The sequence below is a fragment of the Bullifex porci genome (genome assembly GCF_009695635.1).
In the GTDB taxonomy this organism is placed as follows: Bacteria; Spirochaetota; Spirochaetia; order Sphaerochaetales; family Sphaerochaetaceae; genus Bullifex; species Bullifex porci.
The window spans coordinates 1-19110 of sequence record NZ_VUNN01000008.1 but is presented as its reverse complement, the minus strand read 5'-3'; the positions used below and the strand labels follow the sequence as shown (position 1 = coordinate 19110).

The 19110-nt window shown below is 34.8% G+C and carries 17 protein-coding genes; 9 read left to right on the top strand and 8 right to left on the bottom strand.

From position 1 onward, the window contains the following. The 5 genes from radA to FYJ80_RS05400 are packed head-to-tail and all read left to right on the top strand — an operon-like array spanning position 1 to position 6100. Positions 1-1353 (top strand): DNA repair protein RadA, encoded by a 1353-nt coding sequence (gene radA, locus FYJ80_RS05420; RefSeq protein WP_154425184.1) that lies wholly within the window; start codon positions 1-3, stop codon positions 1351-1353. Between the two features lie 52 nt (positions 1354-1405). Next, positions 1406-2029 (top strand): TetR/AcrR family transcriptional regulator, encoded by a 624-nt coding sequence (locus tag FYJ80_RS05415; protein WP_154425183.1) that lies wholly within the window; start codon positions 1406-1408, stop codon positions 2027-2029. A gap of 48 nt (positions 2030-2077) precedes the next feature. Further along, positions 2078-3277: an MFS transporter gene (locus tag FYJ80_RS05410; RefSeq protein ID WP_206360979.1), complete on the top strand. Its 1200-nt coding sequence runs from the start codon at positions 2078-2080 to the stop codon at positions 3275-3277. Then, positions 3270-5405, top strand: a complete 2136-nt coding sequence (locus FYJ80_RS05405; protein ID WP_154425182.1) for an FtsX-like permease family protein — start codon at positions 3270-3272, stop codon at positions 5403-5405. The genes FYJ80_RS05410 and FYJ80_RS05405 overlap by 8 nt, the downstream gene beginning before the upstream one ends. After that, positions 5402-6100: an ABC transporter ATP-binding protein gene (locus FYJ80_RS05400; RefSeq protein ID WP_154425181.1), complete on the top strand. Its 699-nt coding sequence runs from the start codon at positions 5402-5404 to the stop codon at positions 6098-6100. Before FYJ80_RS05405 ends, FYJ80_RS05400 begins: the two co-directional genes overlap by 4 nt. A 27-nt stretch (positions 6101-6127) precedes the next feature. Here FYJ80_RS05400 and FYJ80_RS05395 read toward each other — a convergent pair whose 3' ends face one another. Together FYJ80_RS05395 and FYJ80_RS05390 are read right to left on the bottom strand one after the other, a co-directional pair. Beyond that, positions 6128-7315 (bottom strand): TraB/GumN family protein, encoded by a 1188-nt coding sequence (locus FYJ80_RS05395; RefSeq protein WP_154425180.1) that lies wholly within the window; start codon positions 7313-7315, stop codon positions 6128-6130. Between the two features lie 40 nt (positions 7316-7355). Further along, on the bottom strand, positions 7356-7769 hold the full coding sequence (locus FYJ80_RS05390; protein ID WP_154425179.1) for a hypothetical protein: 414 nt from the start codon (positions 7767-7769) through the stop codon (positions 7356-7358). 79 nt (positions 7770-7848) lie between these two features. Between FYJ80_RS05390 and FYJ80_RS05385 the strand changes: the two genes are divergently transcribed. Beyond that, positions 7849-9036, top strand: a complete 1188-nt coding sequence (locus FYJ80_RS05385) for an FprA family A-type flavoprotein (protein WP_154425178.1) — start codon at positions 7849-7851, stop codon at positions 9034-9036. Positions 9037-9062: 26 nt separating this feature from the next. On the opposite strand, the gene FYJ80_RS05380 is transcribed toward FYJ80_RS05385, so the two are convergent. The 6 genes from FYJ80_RS05380 to FYJ80_RS05355 are packed head-to-tail and all read right to left on the bottom strand — an operon-like array spanning position 9063 to position 15401. Next, on the bottom strand, positions 9063-9983 hold the full coding sequence (locus FYJ80_RS05380) for a metallophosphoesterase family protein (RefSeq protein ID WP_154425177.1): 921 nt from the start codon (positions 9981-9983) through the stop codon (positions 9063-9065). Then, the gene (locus FYJ80_RS05375; protein ID WP_154425176.1) at positions 9980-10717 is read right to left on the bottom strand and encodes a hypothetical protein; all 738 of its coding nucleotides are present in this window, start codon (positions 10715-10717) and stop codon (positions 9980-9982) included. Before FYJ80_RS05375 ends, FYJ80_RS05380 begins: the two co-directional genes overlap by 4 nt. Positions 10718-10721: 4 nt before the next feature. Continuing rightward, the gene (locus tag FYJ80_RS05370) at positions 10722-11411 is read right to left on the bottom strand and encodes a gamma-glutamyl-gamma-aminobutyrate hydrolase family protein (RefSeq protein WP_154425175.1); all 690 of its coding nucleotides are present in this window, start codon (positions 11409-11411) and stop codon (positions 10722-10724) included. Beyond that, positions 11408-12838, bottom strand: coding sequence for a beta-Ala-His dipeptidase (gene pepD, locus FYJ80_RS05365; RefSeq protein ID WP_154425174.1), 1431 nt, complete (start codon positions 12836-12838; stop codon positions 11408-11410). The genes FYJ80_RS05370 and pepD overlap by 4 nt, the downstream gene beginning before the upstream one ends. Continuing rightward, positions 12825-14033, bottom strand: a complete 1209-nt coding sequence (gene nagA / locus FYJ80_RS05360) for an N-acetylglucosamine-6-phosphate deacetylase (protein ID WP_154425173.1) — start codon at positions 14031-14033, stop codon at positions 12825-12827. The genes pepD and nagA overlap by 14 nt, the downstream gene beginning before the upstream one ends. Positions 14034-14054: 21 nt before the next feature. After that, on the bottom strand, positions 14055-15401 hold the full coding sequence (locus FYJ80_RS05355) for an MATE family efflux transporter (protein ID WP_154425172.1): 1347 nt from the start codon (positions 15399-15401) through the stop codon (positions 14055-14057). Positions 15402-15486: 85 nt separating this feature from the next. On the opposite strand from FYJ80_RS05355, the gene FYJ80_RS05350 reads away from it, so the two are divergent. From FYJ80_RS05350 to FYJ80_RS05340, 3 genes are all read left to right on the top strand, one after another. Then, positions 15487-16413 carry a diacylglycerol/lipid kinase family protein gene (locus FYJ80_RS05350; RefSeq protein WP_154425171.1) on the top strand — a complete coding sequence of 309 codons (927 nt, stop codon included), beginning with the start codon at positions 15487-15489 and terminating at the stop codon, positions 16411-16413. Positions 16414-16571: 158 nt separating this feature from the next. Next, the gene (locus FYJ80_RS05345) at positions 16572-17996 is read left to right on the top strand and encodes an MGH1-like glycoside hydrolase domain-containing protein (protein WP_276997835.1); all 1425 of its coding nucleotides are present in this window, start codon (positions 16572-16574) and stop codon (positions 17994-17996) included. Between the two features lie 142 nt (positions 17997-18138). Then, complete coding sequence (locus FYJ80_RS05340) at positions 18139-18939, top strand: gluconate 5-dehydrogenase (protein ID WP_235899592.1); 801 nt, start codon at positions 18139-18141, stop codon at positions 18937-18939. The last annotated feature ends 171 nt before the right edge of the window (positions 18940-19110 follow it).

The window sequence follows — 19110 nt, the reverse complement described above, 5'->3', positions numbered from 1 at the left end:
ATGAAGAAAGATACAGTACGCTTTGTTTGTAGTGAGTGTGGCAGAGAAGAGAGTAAGTGGCTAGGAAGATGTCCTAGCTGCGGCTCTTGGAATTCCTTTGTTGAGGAAAAGGTAATAGCTTCAAGTAGTAATAAAACACAGCAGGTTATGCCTATTATTGATAAAGAGATTAAGAGCTTATCTGATGTAGCTGTAGATGAAGCAACACGTTTTGATTCAGGCATTAGTGAGTTAGATAGAGTGCTTGGTGGTGGAATTATGAGACCTAGCTCTGTATTGGTTGGTGGTGAGCCCGGAATAGGTAAATCCACTATCATGCTTCAAATGCTATCATCCTCTGCTGTACAAGGAAGTGTGCTGTATGTTTCTGGTGAGGAATCACCATCACAAGTAAAGCTTAGAGCTATTAGACTTGGATTAGATTTAAAAAGTATCAATATTTTTTGTGATACACGTCTAGAGGCTCTTTTAGATGTAATAGAAAAAATATCACCAGCCGTTGTTGTAATAGACTCGCTACAAACATTATCTACTTCAACAGTACCATCTATTGCAGGCTCTCCTAATCAAATGAGAGCATGCTGCTATGCATTAAGCATGGTTGCAAAAACTAAGAATATTGCAATGTTCTTTATTGGTCATGTAACAAAGGAAGGAGTCCTAGCAGGACCTAAAATTGTTGAGCATTTAGTGGATACAGTTTTATATTTCGAACATGCAGAAACTGGTGTAAGGTTCTTAAGAGCTGTAAAGAATAGATTTGGATCTGTTGATGAAATTGGAATCTTTAGGATGGATAGTGATGGCTTGAAGGCTGTAAAGGACCCTTCTGAGTTTTTCATCTCAACGAAAAGGGGAGAAGAGCTACCCGCCGGTATAGCGTATACTGCAGTTGTAGAGGGCTCAAGAACCTTTCTAGTCGAAATCCAGGCGCTAACAGTTCCGGCAAAGAGTGGTTTATCTCGTGTTTATTCAGATAGAATAGATGTAGCAAGAATAAATAGAATAGCAGCTATATTAGAGCGACATGCAGGCATAAGGCTATCTGACCAGGATATCTATATTAATGTTGCTGGTGGTATGAAAATTAATGAGGTTTCAATTGAATTAGCTGTTGCTTTAGCTCTTTATTCTGCTCGAAATGGAAAGCCTCTATCCTCTGATTTAGTAAGCTTTGGAGAGCTCTCCTTAGCTGGAGAGGTAAGGCCTGTTTCCTTTTTAGAAAAGAGAGTAAAGGCAAGCAATGATTTAGGCTTTATTAATATTTTATCTCCTACAAAGCTTCCTGATTTAAAGATGAGTACATGCAAAAATATTAAGCAAGCAATTATGATTAGTAGTGCTTTAAAATAGAAAGCTTGACATTTGGATATAAGATAGTTCATAATACCGACAGGTTGTCGGTATGAGGATAGTAAAGGATTCAGCAGAAAGACGAACACAAATATTAGATGTTTCTGAAGAGCTATTTGCCTCTAAGGGGTACGTATCTACTAGTACTAACGATATTATTGAGAAGGTTGGAATAGCAAGAGGAACACTTTATTATCACTTTAAGTCAAAGGAAGAAATCCTTGATGCCGTTGTATTGCGTTTTACTAATAATTTAATAAAAAAAGCTAGAGAGGTTTCAAAAGATACCTCTATTCCTCTATTAGATAGAATCTCGTTAACTATGAAATCTCTTTCCTCAGATACACCTCTTGGACGTGAGCTATTATCTGAAATACATAAGAGTGAAAATGCACTCCTACATCAAAAGGTTCAGGATATTATGATTTCTAATATTGCATTAATATTTGAACAAATGATTAAGGAAGGAAATGAGCAGGGCTTATTTAATTGTTCCTATCCTTTTGCAGTAGCTGATATGATAATAACCTACTCATATATTGCTTTTGATATCACAAGAGAAATTTCCTTAGAAGATAAGAAGCTTTTAATTAAGGGCTTTATTGTAAATATTGAAAGACTTTTAGGTGTAGCTGAAGGATCTTTAGTTAATTCTATCCTAAAAATATTTGAGTAAAAATTTTTTATAATAAGACCGACAGGCAGCCGGTCTAGGAGTAATAATTTGAAACTATTTATTATACTGTGGCTTGGCCAAATGATATCTGCAATTGGAAGTGGTTTAACATCCTTTGGCTTATCTGTTTATATCTTTAGAGAGACTGGAAGTGCCTTTTATGTATCATTAATTGCATTAGCATCCTTTCTTCCATTTTTACTTATATCGGTTCCGGCAGGAATTTTAGCAGATAAGCATGATAGGAGAGCCTTAATGGTTATTGGTGATGGCATTTCTGCTCTTGGTGTACTATATATCCTAATTGCTATAGCATTAAAGCTACCCTTTATTCATATAATTACAGGTTCTATTATTTCTTCTGCATTTTCAGCTCTATTAGAGCCTGCATTTAAAGCAACAATCTCAGATCTACTTACGAAGGAGGAATATGCTAAGGCAGGAGGCTTAAATGGGCTATCCTCTGGCGCAAGATTTATAATATCACCCTTATTAGCTGCTCTATTACTATCCTTTTCTTCAATTAGACTTTTATTAATAATTGATATGCTTTCATTCATACCTACAATTATTGCTGCCTTAATGATTCGAAAAAGAATTAGTAGGAAGAATATAAAGAGTAATAAAGATTCAATGCTTACAGGCTTTAAAGCTCTAAGAAAGAATAAAGGGCTATTAGTATTAACGATATATACATCACTATTAACCTTCTTTATGGGAACTATTCAAATACTCTCTGAACCAATGATACTATCCTTCTCTACAGCCACAATACTATCGATTACAGAAGTAATGTGTGCATCAGGTATGATAGTATCAGGAGCATTAATTTCTAAACGAGGAATTAAAAATAGCTATAGAGTAGCGCTTTGTTTATCCCTATTTATAGCTGGAGTAGCAATGGTTGGCTTTGGCTCAACCTTAAATATGTTTATCATTGTGCCTTTTGGCTTTATTTTCTTTTTATCTATACCATATGCTAATACATCCCTTGATTATCTCGTTAGATCAAATATTGAAAGAAGTGAGGAGGGAAGTATCTGGGGTGCAATTGGATTTATTTCTCAGCTTGGCTATGTATTTTCATATTCAATATCTGGGTATGCATCTGACTATTTAGCAAAAATGATAAATGTTTCAGTTGGAAGAGGCTGCTCATTAATAATTGCTTTTGGAGGAATTATACTCGCTATTCTAGCATTAATAATGCTTTCCTTTTCCTCTATTAGGAGACTTGAAAGTGCTTAATGTTATTTTTTCTGACTTAAAAAAGCAGCTTTTAATTGCAAGCTCTATAATAGCGTTTGCATTTATCTCATCCTTTATTATTTGCTTAGGACTTTTGCTCTCCAATGAGCTATTAAACAAGATAGATGATACTATGGAGAGAGGAAAGACACCGCACTTTTTACAGATGCATGCAGGAAGCATTGATAATATTGATTTCTCATCCTTTGCTTCAAATCCTATGGTTGAGGACTTTCAAATACAACCCTTTTTAAATATAGATAATAATGAGTTTTTAGTAGATGGAGAGCCCTTTATCTTCTCCTCTGATGATAATGGAGTAACTATACAATCAAGGAGCTTTGATTTCTTACTAGCTGAGGATGGCTCTATAATAAATGTAGATGATGGAATATATGTTCCTACCTACTACAAAAATAGTGTGGAGCTTGGAAGTAAGCTTACAATCTGTGGTCAAGACTTCATTGTTAAAGGCTATCTAATAGATTCTCAAATGGGTTCTTCTCTTTCATCCTCTAAACGCTTTTTAATAAACGAAGAGAGTTATCAAAAGCTAAGAGATAAAGGTAGTGAAGAGTTTTTAATTGAAGCTAGGGCTATAAGTGTTGATGATATTAATGCAATATCCAATTTATATGCACTATCAGAGCTTCCAAAGGATGGACCTGCAGTAACATACTCTTTAATTAGGCTAATGAATGCACTTTCTGATGGCTTGATGATAATCCTTATTATCATATCAGGAATATTAGCAATGCTTATTTCATTAGTTGCTTTACGTTATATTTTTCTCATTTCAATTGAAAGAGATGGAAAGAGAATTGCACTAATACAAGCTATTGGAATAAGAAGAGATAGACTCATATTATTATATTCTTTTAAATATTTAATATTGTTGCTATTAGGTAGTACTTTATCCCTAATAACACTTCTATTGATGCTAGAAAATGCTTCAATATTAATCCTTTTAGGAGGACATTTAATAATCTTTATAATTCTTACGCTTTGGGATTACTTAATAATGAGGAGGATATCAAAAATAGATATTCTCGATGAAATAAGAAATAGTAATAAAAAGAGTAATGGAATTATTTCTCTCGCTTTAGTTTCAATTCTTACAGCTATCATGTATTGCTTAGCATTTATTCCAGCTAGCGCAGCCTCAACCTTAGCATCTAAGGAGTTTGTATCCTCTATGGGAATAGGAAATGCAGATATTAGAATGGACTTAAAGGGAGAAAATAGAAGTGATATCGAAGAATATCTATCTAGTAGCTCATTAGTTGATAGCTATGAGATTTATGATACCTATAGAGTTAAGGTAGAAGCTAAGGAACAAACCCTATTAATGCTAATAGAAAAGGGAAATCATAGTCTATTTCAATTAAAATATATTAAGGGGTGTGAGCCTATAAATGAAAATGAAATAGCTTTATCACAGCTTTTAGCTAACGAGTGTAGCGTAGCAATAGGTGATAAGCTAAATATCTTGGGAAAAGAATACATAGTTAAAGGAATCTATGGTGATATAACAAATGGAGGAAAGACAGCTAAAGTAACCTCTATTGACAAGGATACTCCAATTTGGTCTATTGCTTATATAAACTCTAATTCACCTGATAGTTTAGTTTCAGCTTTACTAACAGCCTTTTCAAAGGCAAAAACAGGTAAGATAGAGGACTATGTAATAAGCTTATATGGAAATACTATAAATAGCATAAACAAAGCAAAATATATCGCTCTATTTGTGTGCCTTTTCATTGAATTAGTTTTGATCACTTTAATATCTGCATTAACAGTAGAAAGAGATTCAAGGACTATTGCATTAAAGCTTGCTATAGGTATTAGAAGAGGAAATATCTTATTTAACTATATTAAAAAATTTCTATTAACTCTTTTTATAGGGCTTATCTTAGGAATTGTTTTATCTATGCTGACAGGAGGAAATATTCTTTCCTTTATGCTTTCTTTCTTAGGAGGTAGTAATATTGAATTTATATTTTCAATACTCTACTCCTTATTTACTCTACCGATTTTAATGTTATTAATTGCTGCTATTGCTACTGCTTTGGGGCTTATGAATATACATAAGGTTAAGGCCTACGATATAAGAGGAGGTATTTTATGATTGTACTTGAATCAAGAAATGTATCTAAGGAAGGTTTAATAAAAAATATATCACTTAAAATAAATAAAGGTGAGTTTGTGTCAATTATGGGTCCCTCAGGTTCAGGTAAATCAACACTTCTTTACATTTTATCTGGTATTGAGAGCTTTGATGAGGGAGAAGTAATTATAGCTGGAAAAGATCTAAGCAGGATAAGAAAAAATGAATTATCTGATATCAGAAGAAAGCATATCGGCTTTGTCTTTCAAAATCCTGAGCTAATACCCGAGGTAAATGTAATAAGTAACATATTACTTCCTGCTCTATCAAATAAAAGAGAGATAAAGCAAAGAGGTGAGGAGCTATTAGCTAAGTTAGGATTAGCTGGATATCAAAATCGAAGTGTGAACAACTTATCAGGAGGAGAGAAGCAGAGAGTTGCTATTGCTAGAGCTTTAATTAATATGCCTGATATAATATTAGCAGATGAACCAACTGGAGCCTTAAACCAAACAGCATCAAAAGAGACTATGGAGCTATTTTTGAGCCTGAAGGAGATGGGTAATACAATTCTAATGGTTACTCACGATGCTAAGGTTGCTTCTTATTCTGATAGAATACTATATCTAGTTGATGGTTCAATTGCGGGAGAGTTTAATAATTCAAATAGAGATGAAAATGAGGTTAGAGAATTTTTAGCATCCTTTAGGTGGTAAAAAGCTCCGGTCTCCCAGAGCCTATTATCATAGATGTGAAATTAATATTGGGAATGCTACTAGAGTTCCAAAAGCACTTCCAATTGATGAGAGTAAGAAAACTAGAAGTGCATGAAGTATTCTGTTTTTGTACCAGCCCTTTAGCTTCATAGCATCATCATTTATACCCTCAAAGTCCTTTACCTTTGGCTTTCTGAAGGTAGCCTCTGCAATTCCTCCTAGCATACCAACTCCTAAAACTGGATTTAGTGCAAAGAATGGAGCCGTAATTGTACAAGCTAAAATATTTAGTGGGTGTGCTAAGGATATTAATGTCATAATAAATGTACAGCTACAGTTTACTAAAATCCAATATAAAAAGGTTCTTAGTCCTTGATCCCATCCAGAAGAGATAAAGCTTGCAACTATTAAAACTACTATTAGTATTGGAATTAAATAGGAAATAACCTTTCCAATAGGTTTTCCTTTTGGAACTACTGTTAGCTCTTCAAGAGAAGGTGTTTGCTTATTTTCACTTAAACTCTTAATTGTTGAGATAACACCATTAGTATGACCTGCTCCAATTACTGCAACCTTCTTTTTGCCAGGAGCTTCAAATATAGATCTTCCTAGGTATTGGTCTCTTTCATCAATTAAAACCTCCTTAACCATAGGAAGCTCCTTAGCCATCTCCTGCATTAGAGTTTGTAGTGTATCTTGGCTTTTTAGCTGTTCAAGCTCTTCTGCTGTTATTTCTTCATTAGAAAAGGCTGCAGAAATTAAGGTTGCAAGAAGCTTACACTTATTCCAAAGAGAGCTTTTAGCCCAAGCACGCTTAAAGGTTGTTTGAATATCTCTATCACAAAGTGATACTGGGATGTTTGCCTGCTTTGCTACCTCTGCTGCTCCTAATATCTCTTCACCTGGCTTAGTACCTGTTTGAGCACCCATACGACGTTGGAAAGAGGCTAGTGCCGTATTAGCAAGTAAAAAGAAGCCCTTACCCTCCTTAATTACCTTTCGAATATCCATATTCTCATAGGTTTTCTTTTCGGTCTTTGACTTCATTCTTCCATCGTCGAGCTCTATACAAACTCTATCAGGAGCTTCTGTTTCTATAATACCTTTTACCTCTTCAACACTGTTTTGGCTAACATGAGCAGTGCCAACGAGGATTATTTCTTGATCATCTAAGATTAGCTTATGTACTGTATCACTGATATTTATTAGTTGCATGATAAAAACTATATATTAATAAATTACCATCGGCAAGGTATCATTCTGGGAAAAAAAGCTGCATAACGCACTCTAATACATTTTCCTTAATGAACCTAACATATAGCTTTCCCTCCTGTTTTTTGCTTGTAAATGGAAGTATTACTCTTGTAAGCTTTGATTTATCACTAACAGGGAGTGTTTGCAAAAGACTATATCTTCCCACAGGAATAAAGAGATTTTCATCATCTCTTGGTAGAGGTGGAAAACCACTTTCTATAATATCCTTTTCCTTTTTAGTTAGAGGCTTCCTACTTCCTGACCAAATTAAGTCGGTTCTTAAGCATACATCATCGAAGTAAAAATGATAGCAAAAGCAGGTTTCACTACCTATATCTAAGCCTTCTATTGTATCGAAGTAAATAGTTTCCTCTTTGTATGTAATTTCATGTGATAAATTTAATGTGAATATCATGAAAATAGGTTAGAAAAAATAGTGATATATAGCAATAATAATCTTGTTTTTAAATAATTAAAAAATTATCTTTAGTTATATGAAAGCAGTAATAAATGAAAACGTAACTTTATTTAGATATGAAAAGAGTCATGATGACCTTTTTGAGGGATGTTGGCCTATTAGGGATGGTGTTTCAATTAATGCATATTGTGTTTGTGGAACAGAAAAAAAGGTTCTTATCGATTATACAGAATCTGGAGCTTCCTTTGACTCTGATTTAGCAGATATGGGACTTAGATTAGAGGATATCGATATACTCGTACTTAACCACATGGAGCCTGACCATACTGGTGCTCTAAATGTACTTTTTACTAGATGCCCTAATATCGAGGTATATGCTACAAGATTAGGTGCAACAGAGACAGAGACCTTATATGGCCATAAGAATGTACATGTTATCACAAATGGTGAAGAGCTAAATATCGGTGGAAAGACACTCGTATTCTATGCAACACCAAATATCCACTGGCCTGATACAATGATGACATATATCAAGGAGGATGGTATTCTCTTCTCCTGTGATGCCTTTGGTGCATTCGGTTCTTATCAGAGTGTATTTGATGATGAGCTCACAGAAAAGGAATGGGCTTTATTAAAGCCTGAAACAGAGAGATACTATGCATCTATCGTTGCATCCTTCTCACCTTTCGTATTAAGAGGTATTAAGGCTCTCTCAGCACTTGATATCAAGACAATTTGTCCAAGCCATGGAATCGTATGGAGAAAGGATCCTGGTTATGTTGTTGCCTGGTACCAAAAGCTCGCTACATATCTTGAGGGACCAAGAGAAAAGGAAATTACAATTCTTATTTCTAGTATGTATGGAAATACTCTTTCTTATATTTCAAATCTTGTTCAGATCGCAAAGAAAGAAGGTATTGTTGTAAATACAGTTAGAATCCCTGATACAAATGATTCCTATGCCTTAGAGAAGGTATGGAGAAGTGAAGCCTTTGTTGTAGCTGCTCCAACCTATGAGATGGAGCTCTTCCCATCAATGGCACACACATTAGATTTATTAAACAGAAAGGCTGTAAAGGGTAGAAAGGTTCTATACTTTGGTTCATCTCTTTGGTCTGGTGGTGCTGCAAAGGAATTTAATGCATATGCAGAGAAGATGAAGCTTGAGGTTATTGATTCAATTGAGTTTAGAGGTAAGGGAACTCCTGCTGATAGACAGAAAATTGAGGATGGCTTTAAGAAGCTTATCGAAGCAATTAAATAATTAAGTATGGCCCATCAAATGATGGGTCATTTTAATGTATAAGAATGCTCTCCTATTTTTTCAAATGTTGATCCATTGTATGAATATGAATTAATTGTAAATAGGGAAGCATTCTTTTTATATGTACAAGTATAAAATGAAGGTCTAGAGTTTCTCATTGCATCTCCATGAAAGGAGTGTACAACGACTTCTGTAAAGCTTTGAGTATATGAATAATATGATTCATCTGCATGCTTATGGCCTGTTAATAAAAGATCAACACCAAATTTAGAAAGGTTAGATAATAAGAAATTTCTTTCCTTTTCATCTGCAAAGGAAGCATAGAAATTTGTTATTGAACCATATAGCGGAATATGTGTAAGTACAATCTTTTTAGAAGAACTATCCTTTTCTAGAGCATCAATAAAATATCCTAACTGCTGTCTACCTAGAGTTCTGTATGCTGAATCAACGACATAGAAGTGTATGTCTGAAGCTTTAAAGCAGTAAAAGGTTGAAGCGGTACCAGCAACAGTATTAATAAAACGCTCAACACCACCATTTCTATTATCATGGTTTCCTATAACATTGATAATAGGAACCGAAAATAAATTTGTACTCCAATTTTGATAGCTATCAAATTGAGCCTGCTCACTATTGTCTGAGACATCACCAAGATTTATTACTAGGTCTATATTATTCAGTATACCGTTACTTTTAATATAATCCTCAAACTCTGCTATCTTAAATACAGTTCCACTCTTTGTTTTTCCAAAGTGTGTATCTGAAATAAGTAGAATCTCAAAGTCTCCATCTATATTAATATTTCTTGAGCCAATAGATGTTAAATCTGTTTCAAAGTAATTAATACCAGGATTTGAATATTGATCAATATTAGGTATTGGAATGATGTTATTACAAGAGATTAGCAATAGTAATACTAGTAATAAAAATAATAATTTTTTCATAGCAAGTACTCCCAGTTGATAAATACAGAGTAATCGTAGCGATTTGAGAAGAAGGTTTCAGCAAAGCTATCAGCAAGTCCAGTTCTTAAGCTAAAGCCAAGAGACAGAGAGTTAGAAATGGCAACACTTGCCATGAGTGTAAAGTCATAGGCAAAGTTTGATGGTAGGTAAAACAATGAGCCTGTTGATATCTGTGACTGTAGATATACCTTATCGTATAAGGATAGATATAAATTAATTACAGCAAAAGGAGCAAAGCTTGTTACTAGATTATCGATATAGTTAATTCTACTTGTCTTAACATATGCACCACCAAATAAATTAGTACCTAGTCTAATATTACCTTTATTCTCGAAGGTAAAGGCTATAGCAACACCTAATGAATATGTTGATGAAATTCCATAGTAGAAATACATATTAGAGAAGGCTAGTATTGAGAACATATCTCTGCTTTCTCTAAATCTTAAGTTTTCATATTGGTTTATTCTAAGATCTGTTTGTTTACCAATTTTCCAACGTGATAACAAAGAAATTGTAGTTTCATGCTCCTTCAGCTCAGAAGCTAATACTGCAAGATACTTATCTGTTGAATAGCTTAATGCAGTAGAACCATATATTTTGTTATCATTTATTGTATCCTTACCACTATTAATACTTACGTTTGTTATTATACTTTTTGAGAATATTGGTAAGGATACTAAAAGAAGTAAAAGAAGGATGAGTAACTTTTTCATTTCATCAATTTTTACACTTTTCAATAAAATATTCAAATAATCTTAGATACTTTTCATCCTTTTCTTTTAATGCCTCTGGATGACATTGGATAGCCATAATTAAATCATTTTCTACAGCTTCTATTAACCCATCCTCGCTATATGCAGAAGGAATTAATCCCTTTGCAAGCTCTTTAATTCCTTGGTGATGAAGACTATTTACTAATAGTGTATCACCAAATATTGAGTGAAGCTTTGTGCCCTCTTTGATATTAATTATATGGCAAGGATCTTCATAATTCTCATAGTGTCTATGCCATTTAGACTCTAAATCCTGATATAGAGTTCCTCCAAGAGTAACATTAATTATCTGAATACCACGACATATACCTAATATAGGTTTTTCTTGCTTTATGGCAGCTTTAATTAATGACTCATGAAATGAATCCTCTTTTAAATCTGTACGTCCACACTCTGGAAGCTTAGCTTCTCCATATTCAGAGGGTGTAACATCCATACCACCTTGCATTAATAGTCCATCAACAATGTTAATTAATTCATCTGCTGGGGACCCTGGTAACAAAAGTATAGGGGTGCCACCAACTAAGGTGACAGCCCTAACATAGGATTCAATAGTAAAGTACCAAGGATATTGAAAAACACCTGGTTTCTCAATTGCCTTTTCTGCCGCAATGCCAATTATTGGTTTTCTCATAGTGCTTTAATTAAATGCCTTAAGAAGCCCATTGTTCTTACAGCACTATCATATTCAATGTGCTCATTAACTGAGTGAACATCGAATAGATTTGGACCAATTGAGACAGAATCCATTCCTGGAACAAGGGAGTTGATGATACCACACTCGAGACCTGCATGGATGCAAGTTACAACAGGTGCCTTTCCTGAATATTTTTTATATTCAGCTACAACCTTCTTTGTTAATTGGCTATTTGGATTTGGAGCCCAAGATGGATATGAATCGTTATAGATTACTTTAAAGCCTAGAATTTCAAAGGCAGCTCCAACTCTTAGTGCTGTTTCTTCCTTTGCACTCTCAACTAAAGATCTAGTAGATGAAAGGAGTTTAAACTTATCATCCTCAAGCTTTATGATTGCAATGTTATTTGATGTCTCTACAACTCCCTTTACGGATTGACTCATTGCCTGTACACCATATGGTGCAAGGTATATAGCCTCGATAAATGAAACTGAGATTTTATTCTTTATTGCTTGCTTAGGCACATCAGGAAGCTCCTCAAGAGTAATCTTGATACCAGGATCCTGGACCTTATATTCATTTTGAATATCCTTTGAAATGTTATCAACAATGATTTTAATTGTTTGCACATCCTCTTTATTAACAACAAAGGTTGCATATGCACTAGATGGAATTACATTACTTCTAGTTCCACCTTGGATATCTGTTAAGGAATAAATAGGGAAGCGGTGCATAATTCTAGCAAGAAGCTTATTGGCATTTGCCCTTTCCTTATGGATTTCGCCACCACTATGACCACCTAAAAGACCAGATATTGAAAGCTTAAGATGAACACTATCCTTTTCAACATCCTTATATTTAACCTTCTTCTCTGCATTTATCTGAAGACCTCCAGCACATCCTATGTAGATGATACCTTCCTCCTCACTATCGATATTGATGAGCTTTCTTGATTTGATTTTATCTGCTTCAACATTATTTGCACCAAGTAGCTTTGATTCCTCACATACTGTGAATAGAGCCTCAAGAGAAGGTCTTTCAGGGTCATCCTCTTCTAATAAAGCGAGTGCAAAGGCTACAGCAACACCATTATCAGCACCAAGAGATGTATCCTTTGCTCTGATATAGTTACCATCTAATACAATTTCAATTGGATCCTTAGTAAAATCGTGTTTTGAGCCCTCTCTCTTTACACAAACCATATCCATATGTCCCTGTAAGCAAATAGAGTCCTTACCCTTAGCTCCCTCTTTGAACATGATTACATTTCCAATTTTATCTGTTTGTACATCTATATTACGCTTCTTAGCCCAAGAGATTAGATATTGTCTTACACCCTCTTCATTTCCTGATTCACGAGGGATTTCAGATATTTCCTGAAAGTATTTCCAAACTTTTTTTTCTTCTAATTTATCGTACCACATTTACAAATTCCTTACTTAATAATCCTCTTTTCAATTCACCATTGATGAAAAGTCCACCGAGAGAGAAGTCCTTATTAATAATAGTAATATTTGCTTTATATCCAGGGATCAAAGCACCTTTATGAGTAAAGTTATAAATTCTAGCTGGGTTTGATGATGCCATTTGGATAACTTGGTCTATAGGAATTCCCCAAGAAACCATATTCTCAATACCCTTTAATAGAGTTAATGATGAGCCTAGGAATAAATCTGGGTTATCTCTACTTACAAAAGCACCATCCTTTAGTAGGGCAGGAACACCATTCGCAGTTAGCTCTCCCTTCTTTTGCATTGTAGGCTTTAGAGAGTCTGTTACCATAACGATATTACTAACTGGCTTTTCTCTTAGAAGGAGCTTAATCAATTCTGGGTGTACATGAATACCATCACAAATGATTTCAGCCTTCATATCCTGCTGTATCATAATTGCACCAACACATCCAGGGTTTCTATGGTGGAGTCTACTCATCGCATTGAAAAAGTGAGTTGTATGTAGGATTCCACATTGCATACCATCCATGATGTTTTCATAGGTGGCATTTGTGTGTCCAGCTAATAGAACGATGCCTCTTTTTTGAGCCTCAAGAGCAAGAGTTCTCATATGCTTAAGCTCTGGCGCAATAGTCATTGCAACTATCTTTCCTTCACCTGCTTCATAGAGCTTGTTAAAGACATCAAGATTAACTGCCTGCAAGCCCTCTGGAGCTTGAGCACCAATTCTTTCAGGTGAGATAAAAGGTCCTTCAAGGTTTACACCCTCTATTATAGCTCCCTTTTCCTTACCCATTGCAGCGACAATAGCCTTTGTTGAAGCTATCATTTTATCAAGTGTATCTGTATAAACTGTAGGTAGGAAGGAGGTAACACCAAAGTCTGCAAGAGCTTCACTCATTCCTAAAATAGAATCAGGGGAGCAATCTTCAGTACCATATCCTCCAATACCATGTAGGTGGGTATCAATTAAACCTGGAGTAATATAAGCTCCCTTTACATCGATTATCTTTGTAGTAGAATCATTATATTGAGTACTATCAAAGCGACGCATTCTAATTACGTCATCGATATTACCTTCATCATCAATCGATATTGCACAGTCATTGATACTAGCAACACCAGATATAATAGTTCCATTGATTAATACATATTTTATACTCATGTGGAAATGATACAACTAAAACTAATGCTTTGCGAGGGATTTTACCCATTTTCCACTTTTATAACGAGGATATACAGCTATTATTTTTGCTATCTCCTCTAATGATGTCATAGCAACAACAATATATATAGGTAGCTTTAGAAATTCCGCTCCAAGAAAGGCCATTGTAACTCCAATAAACCAAACACATGAGGTTTCTGCAATAAGAGAGTAACGAGTATCACCGCCTGAACGTAGTATTCCTACAAAGAGTACCATATTTAAGCTACAAAGTGGCTGGAAGATAGCTTTGACATATAAGCACCTAGTAGCCATTTGCTTTATCTCTTCTGATACCTTGAATAGAGAAGTAAAGCTACTAGCAGATAATGCTATAAATAAGCCCATTATAGTTCCAATAAATAGTGCTATTTGTAATGTTTTTCTAGCACCTAGCTTTGCTCTGTTTATATCTCCCTGTCCAAGTATTTGTCCAAGGAAAATAGTTGTCGCATTTCCAAGGCCCATAACAAAAACAAAGAAGAAGTTTGCAATTGCCTCTGATACATTTATACAAGCAAGAGTATCTACACCAAGTCTTGAATATCCAATTTTATAAGCTGTCATACCAAGAGACCAAAGCATCTCATTTAATAGTACAGGGAAACAGGTAACAAAATATATTTTGATAAAGGACTTATTCCATTTGAAGGCTGTAAGCTTTCTTATTCTAAAGTCCTCCTTTTTGATATATGTGACAGCTAAAAGAATTACCATCTCAATAAATCTAGAAAAGGTTGTTGCGATTGCAGCACCCTCTGCGCCTAGCTCTGGAAATGGTCCTATACCAAAGATTAATAAATAGTTTCCAATTGCATTTAAACCTAGAGATATAAAGGTTGCTATTAAAGGGATATTACCCTTACCGATAGATCTAAAGGCGATGCCGTGTGTAAATGAAATTGCAAAAAATATATAGCTTATTGCAACCCATCTTTGATATTGAGAGCTTATTTCAACTACATCTGTTTGAGTTGTGAATAAGTAAACTATATAATTAGGTGCAATTAAAGATACAATTGTAAAAAGTATAGACGCTATAAGAGATATTGATAGTGCTAGAGCTGTGATTTTTTCTAGCTCCTCATACTTCTTTGCTCCATAGTATTGAGCAAAAAAAATAGAAGCACCAGATGCAATTCCAAATATAAATAGGTTAATTAAAAAGAATATTTGGTTTGCAATTCCTACAGCAGCAATTTGATTAGCTCCAAGCTGACCGATCATAAGTGTATCTACTAAGGAAAGTGATGTAGATAGCAGGTTTTGGAGCATTATTGGAAATGCAATTAGCATTAATGTCTTATAAAACGATTTGCTTTGTTCCATTTGAGTAATATTTAAAGGAAAAAGCTTTTTTTGCAATATCCTTTTGTTGCACTCATAAGAAAAACTGAAGTACGATAAAACAGATATGAAAAAAACTAGTAATATCCTTTGTATCTTGAACCCTAATGCTTCTAAAGGACAGGCAATTACAAAGGTTGATAAAATAAAAGAATCCTTCAGAAAAAGGAACCAAAGTGTAGATATTATTTTTACAAGCCAAAGAAAGCAGGCTATTACGCTTGCCTTACAGGGTGCAGATGAAGGTTATGATGTTATTATTGCAGCTGGTGGGGACGGAACCGTTAACGAGGTTGCAAATGGAATATTGAAATCTGATAAAAGTCCTAGCTTTGGAATTATACCAATTGGAAGAGGAAATGACTTTGCATATACAGCTAATATCCCATGTGATGTCGATAAGGCAGTAGATTTAATTTTATCCTCACCAGCAACTGATATAGATGTTGGTCTTTTATATGGAAAGGATGCAGCTGATGGTAGATTCTTTATTAATGGAGCAGGCATAGGCTTTGAGCCTGAGGTAAACTTTAAAGCCTCCTCATACAAGCATATTAATGGTGTTACAAGCTATTTATTAGCCTTTTTACATTGCTTTTGCTTTATACCAAAGCCATATGATATTGAGATGAGGGTTGATGATAAAAACATTAACCTTAAAACACAGCAAATCTCTATTTGTAATGGTAGAAGAATGGGTGGTGCATTTATTATGGGACCTAGAGCTATTATAAATGATGGTAAGCTCGATGTTGTATATGCAAACAGACCATTAAAGCGCTTAAAAATTACAAGATTAGCACTAAGATTTTTCTCCGGGACACAATTAAAGAGTAAATACATGGATATGCTAAATGCAGAAAGCGTAGTAGATATAAAGAGTGCTAGAGCAGAGATGAAAATCCATGTTGATGGCGAAGAAATTTCTAGAGATGCGGCTTTTTGTCGTATAGAAATGGTTAAAAAAGGGTTGAGGTTATTTTATAATAGGTAAAAAGTAAGAAAAATTAATTTATAAAAAATAAATCTTTATTTCAAAAATAAATATAGGTAGTAAAATTCTTGTTGACTTCCGCCTTGGGATGGGGTATTCTATAAACTGAATTTCTAGGCCTTAAATGGTCATTTTCTATATAAAATTGGGAGTTTTTCGTGGTTAAAGATTTAGTCCCTTGTGTGCATTTTTATGATCAGGATTTTGTAGACATGTATGACCGCTCCTGGGTTTGGATCGAGGAGAACTGGATTCAAAGACAGGAAGAAGAGCTCTTCCCTAATGGTTTTTTTGTTGGTTGCAAAAGTAATGAAATTAATTTGTTCGATAACTGTATGGCTTCAATATCTCTTTCATATAGTAATCAGAATTTTGATGCCTACTCATTAGTCGATTTTTTTTATAAGCAGCAAAAAGAAGATGGACAAATCTTTGATCGTTATGACAGCACTACCTTAAAGCCAATAGTTTCAGAGGATAACCCTAAGGGTATTTGTCCTCCTCTTTTACCATATGTAGAATTTTGCTTCTACCATAAAATCGGTAATAAGAAGAGACTTAAGGAAGTAGTACCTTATCTTGAAAAGTACTTTAACTATATTGTTAGTAATTTCCAGTGTGCTAATGGTCTTTTTCATGTACCAATAAGTGCTTGTCATCTTGGAAATGTTCCAAGATACAATACCTATTACCCTGTTGATTTCAATGCTATGATGGCAGTAGCAGCTCTTTATATGTCTAATATTGGAGATATTTTAAATGATAAGGAGCTTAGCTTTAGATATAAGAGAGTTTATTTCTCTCTTAAAACTCGTATCAATAGTATGATGTGGAGTGATGAGGATCACTTCTACTATGATATAGATGAAAATGAGGTAATAATTAAAAACAAGCACATCGGTTCCTATTGGACCATGCTTGCAGAGATTCCTAACGACGAATATGCAGGCTTCCTAATTGATGCTCTAAAGGATCCAGCTGAATTTGGAACCGATAACCCATTCCCTTGTGTTCCTGTTTCAAATCCTGTCTTCAGTGAAGAGGGTAATGGATATAAGGGCGGTGTAGTTCCTTTCTATACCTATATGGTTATCAAGGGATTAAATAAATATGATTCATTTGTATTTGCAAGAGAATGTGCAATAAGACATATGTATTTTATCCTTGATACTCTTCATCCAGATGGAGAAACAGTTGGTGATGTATGGGAGTCATATAAGCCAAATAAAGAGGGTGCTTCTATTTCACTTGATGGTGACTTTGTTAACCAAAAGAGAAATCTAGCAATGATTAGTTTGATTACTATCACGCTAATGATCGAAAACATCATTGGTCTAGAAATCTCTCTTCCAAGAAAGACCGTTGACTGGACTATGACCTCTCTTGAATCAATGGGTATTGAGAAGCTCTCACTAAAAAGAAATAATATTACAATCCTATCTAATAAGAATATTAGAGGCTGGGAAATTAGGTTGGAAAGTGAAAAGCTTTACTACTTTACAATATTAATTCTAGATGAGAATAAGAAGAAAACTCTTCCTATTCCTTCTGGTAAGTGTTCAATGCTAATTGATAAGCTATGATAAGTATTCCCTTGTACAGCTTTGTATAAGGGAATAATTTTTTAAAAAGTGAAACAATGTTTCAATAATTAACTTGAAAGATAATAAATACGAAAGTATACTATTAAAGAATTAGATAGTTATTAAATGGAGGAAAAATCTTATGAATATGAAAGATTTCTCATTAGAGGGAAAGGTAGCATGGGTTACAGGTGCTTCTTATGGTATTGGATTCGCTATCGCTTCAGCTTTTGCAGCTGCAGGTGCAAAGATTGTATTCAATGATCTTAAGCAGGAATTTGTAGACAAGGGACTCAAGGCATATGCAGATGCAGGTATTGATGCTAAGGGTTATGTATGTGATGTAACAAACGAAGAGCAGGTAAATGCAACTGTTGCTCAGATTATCAATGAGCTCGGTAAGATTGATATTCTTGTAAACAACGCTGGAATCATTAAGAGAATTCCAATGTGTGATATGACAGCAGCTGAATTCAGACAGGTTATCGATGTAGACCTCAATGCTCCATTCATCTGTGCTAAGGCAGTTATCCCATCAATGATCAAGAATGGTCACGGTAAGATTATTAACATCTGTTCAATGATGAGTGAGCTCGGACGTGAGACTGTAAGTGCTTATGCAGCAGCTAAGGGCGGTCTCAAGATGCTTACAAAGAATATTGCTTCAGAATATGGTGAATTCAACATTCAGTGTAACGGTATTGGACCTGGATATATTGCTACTCCTCAGACAGCACCTCTCAGAGAGATCCAGCCAGATGGTTCACGTCATCCATTTGATCAGTTCATCATCGCAAAGACTCCAGCAGCTCGTTGGGGAAATCCAGAGGATCTTCAGGGACCTGCAGTATTCCTCGCAAGTGATGCATCTAACTTTGTTAATGGTCACATTCTCTATGTTGATGGTGGTATTCTTGCTTATATCGGTAAGCAGCCTAAGTAATAGTATTAAACTACTTACTAGCAGCTCTCAGTTATTGAGGGCTGTTTTTTTGTTTGCTCTGCATGAGTATTAACTTGGTGGTGAAAGTCCACTGCGGGAACAGTTCTGAAAGAAAACCGCTAGCCAACGGCAAGGGCGTAACAGCAATGTTGGGTCTGAAGGAAGCAATAG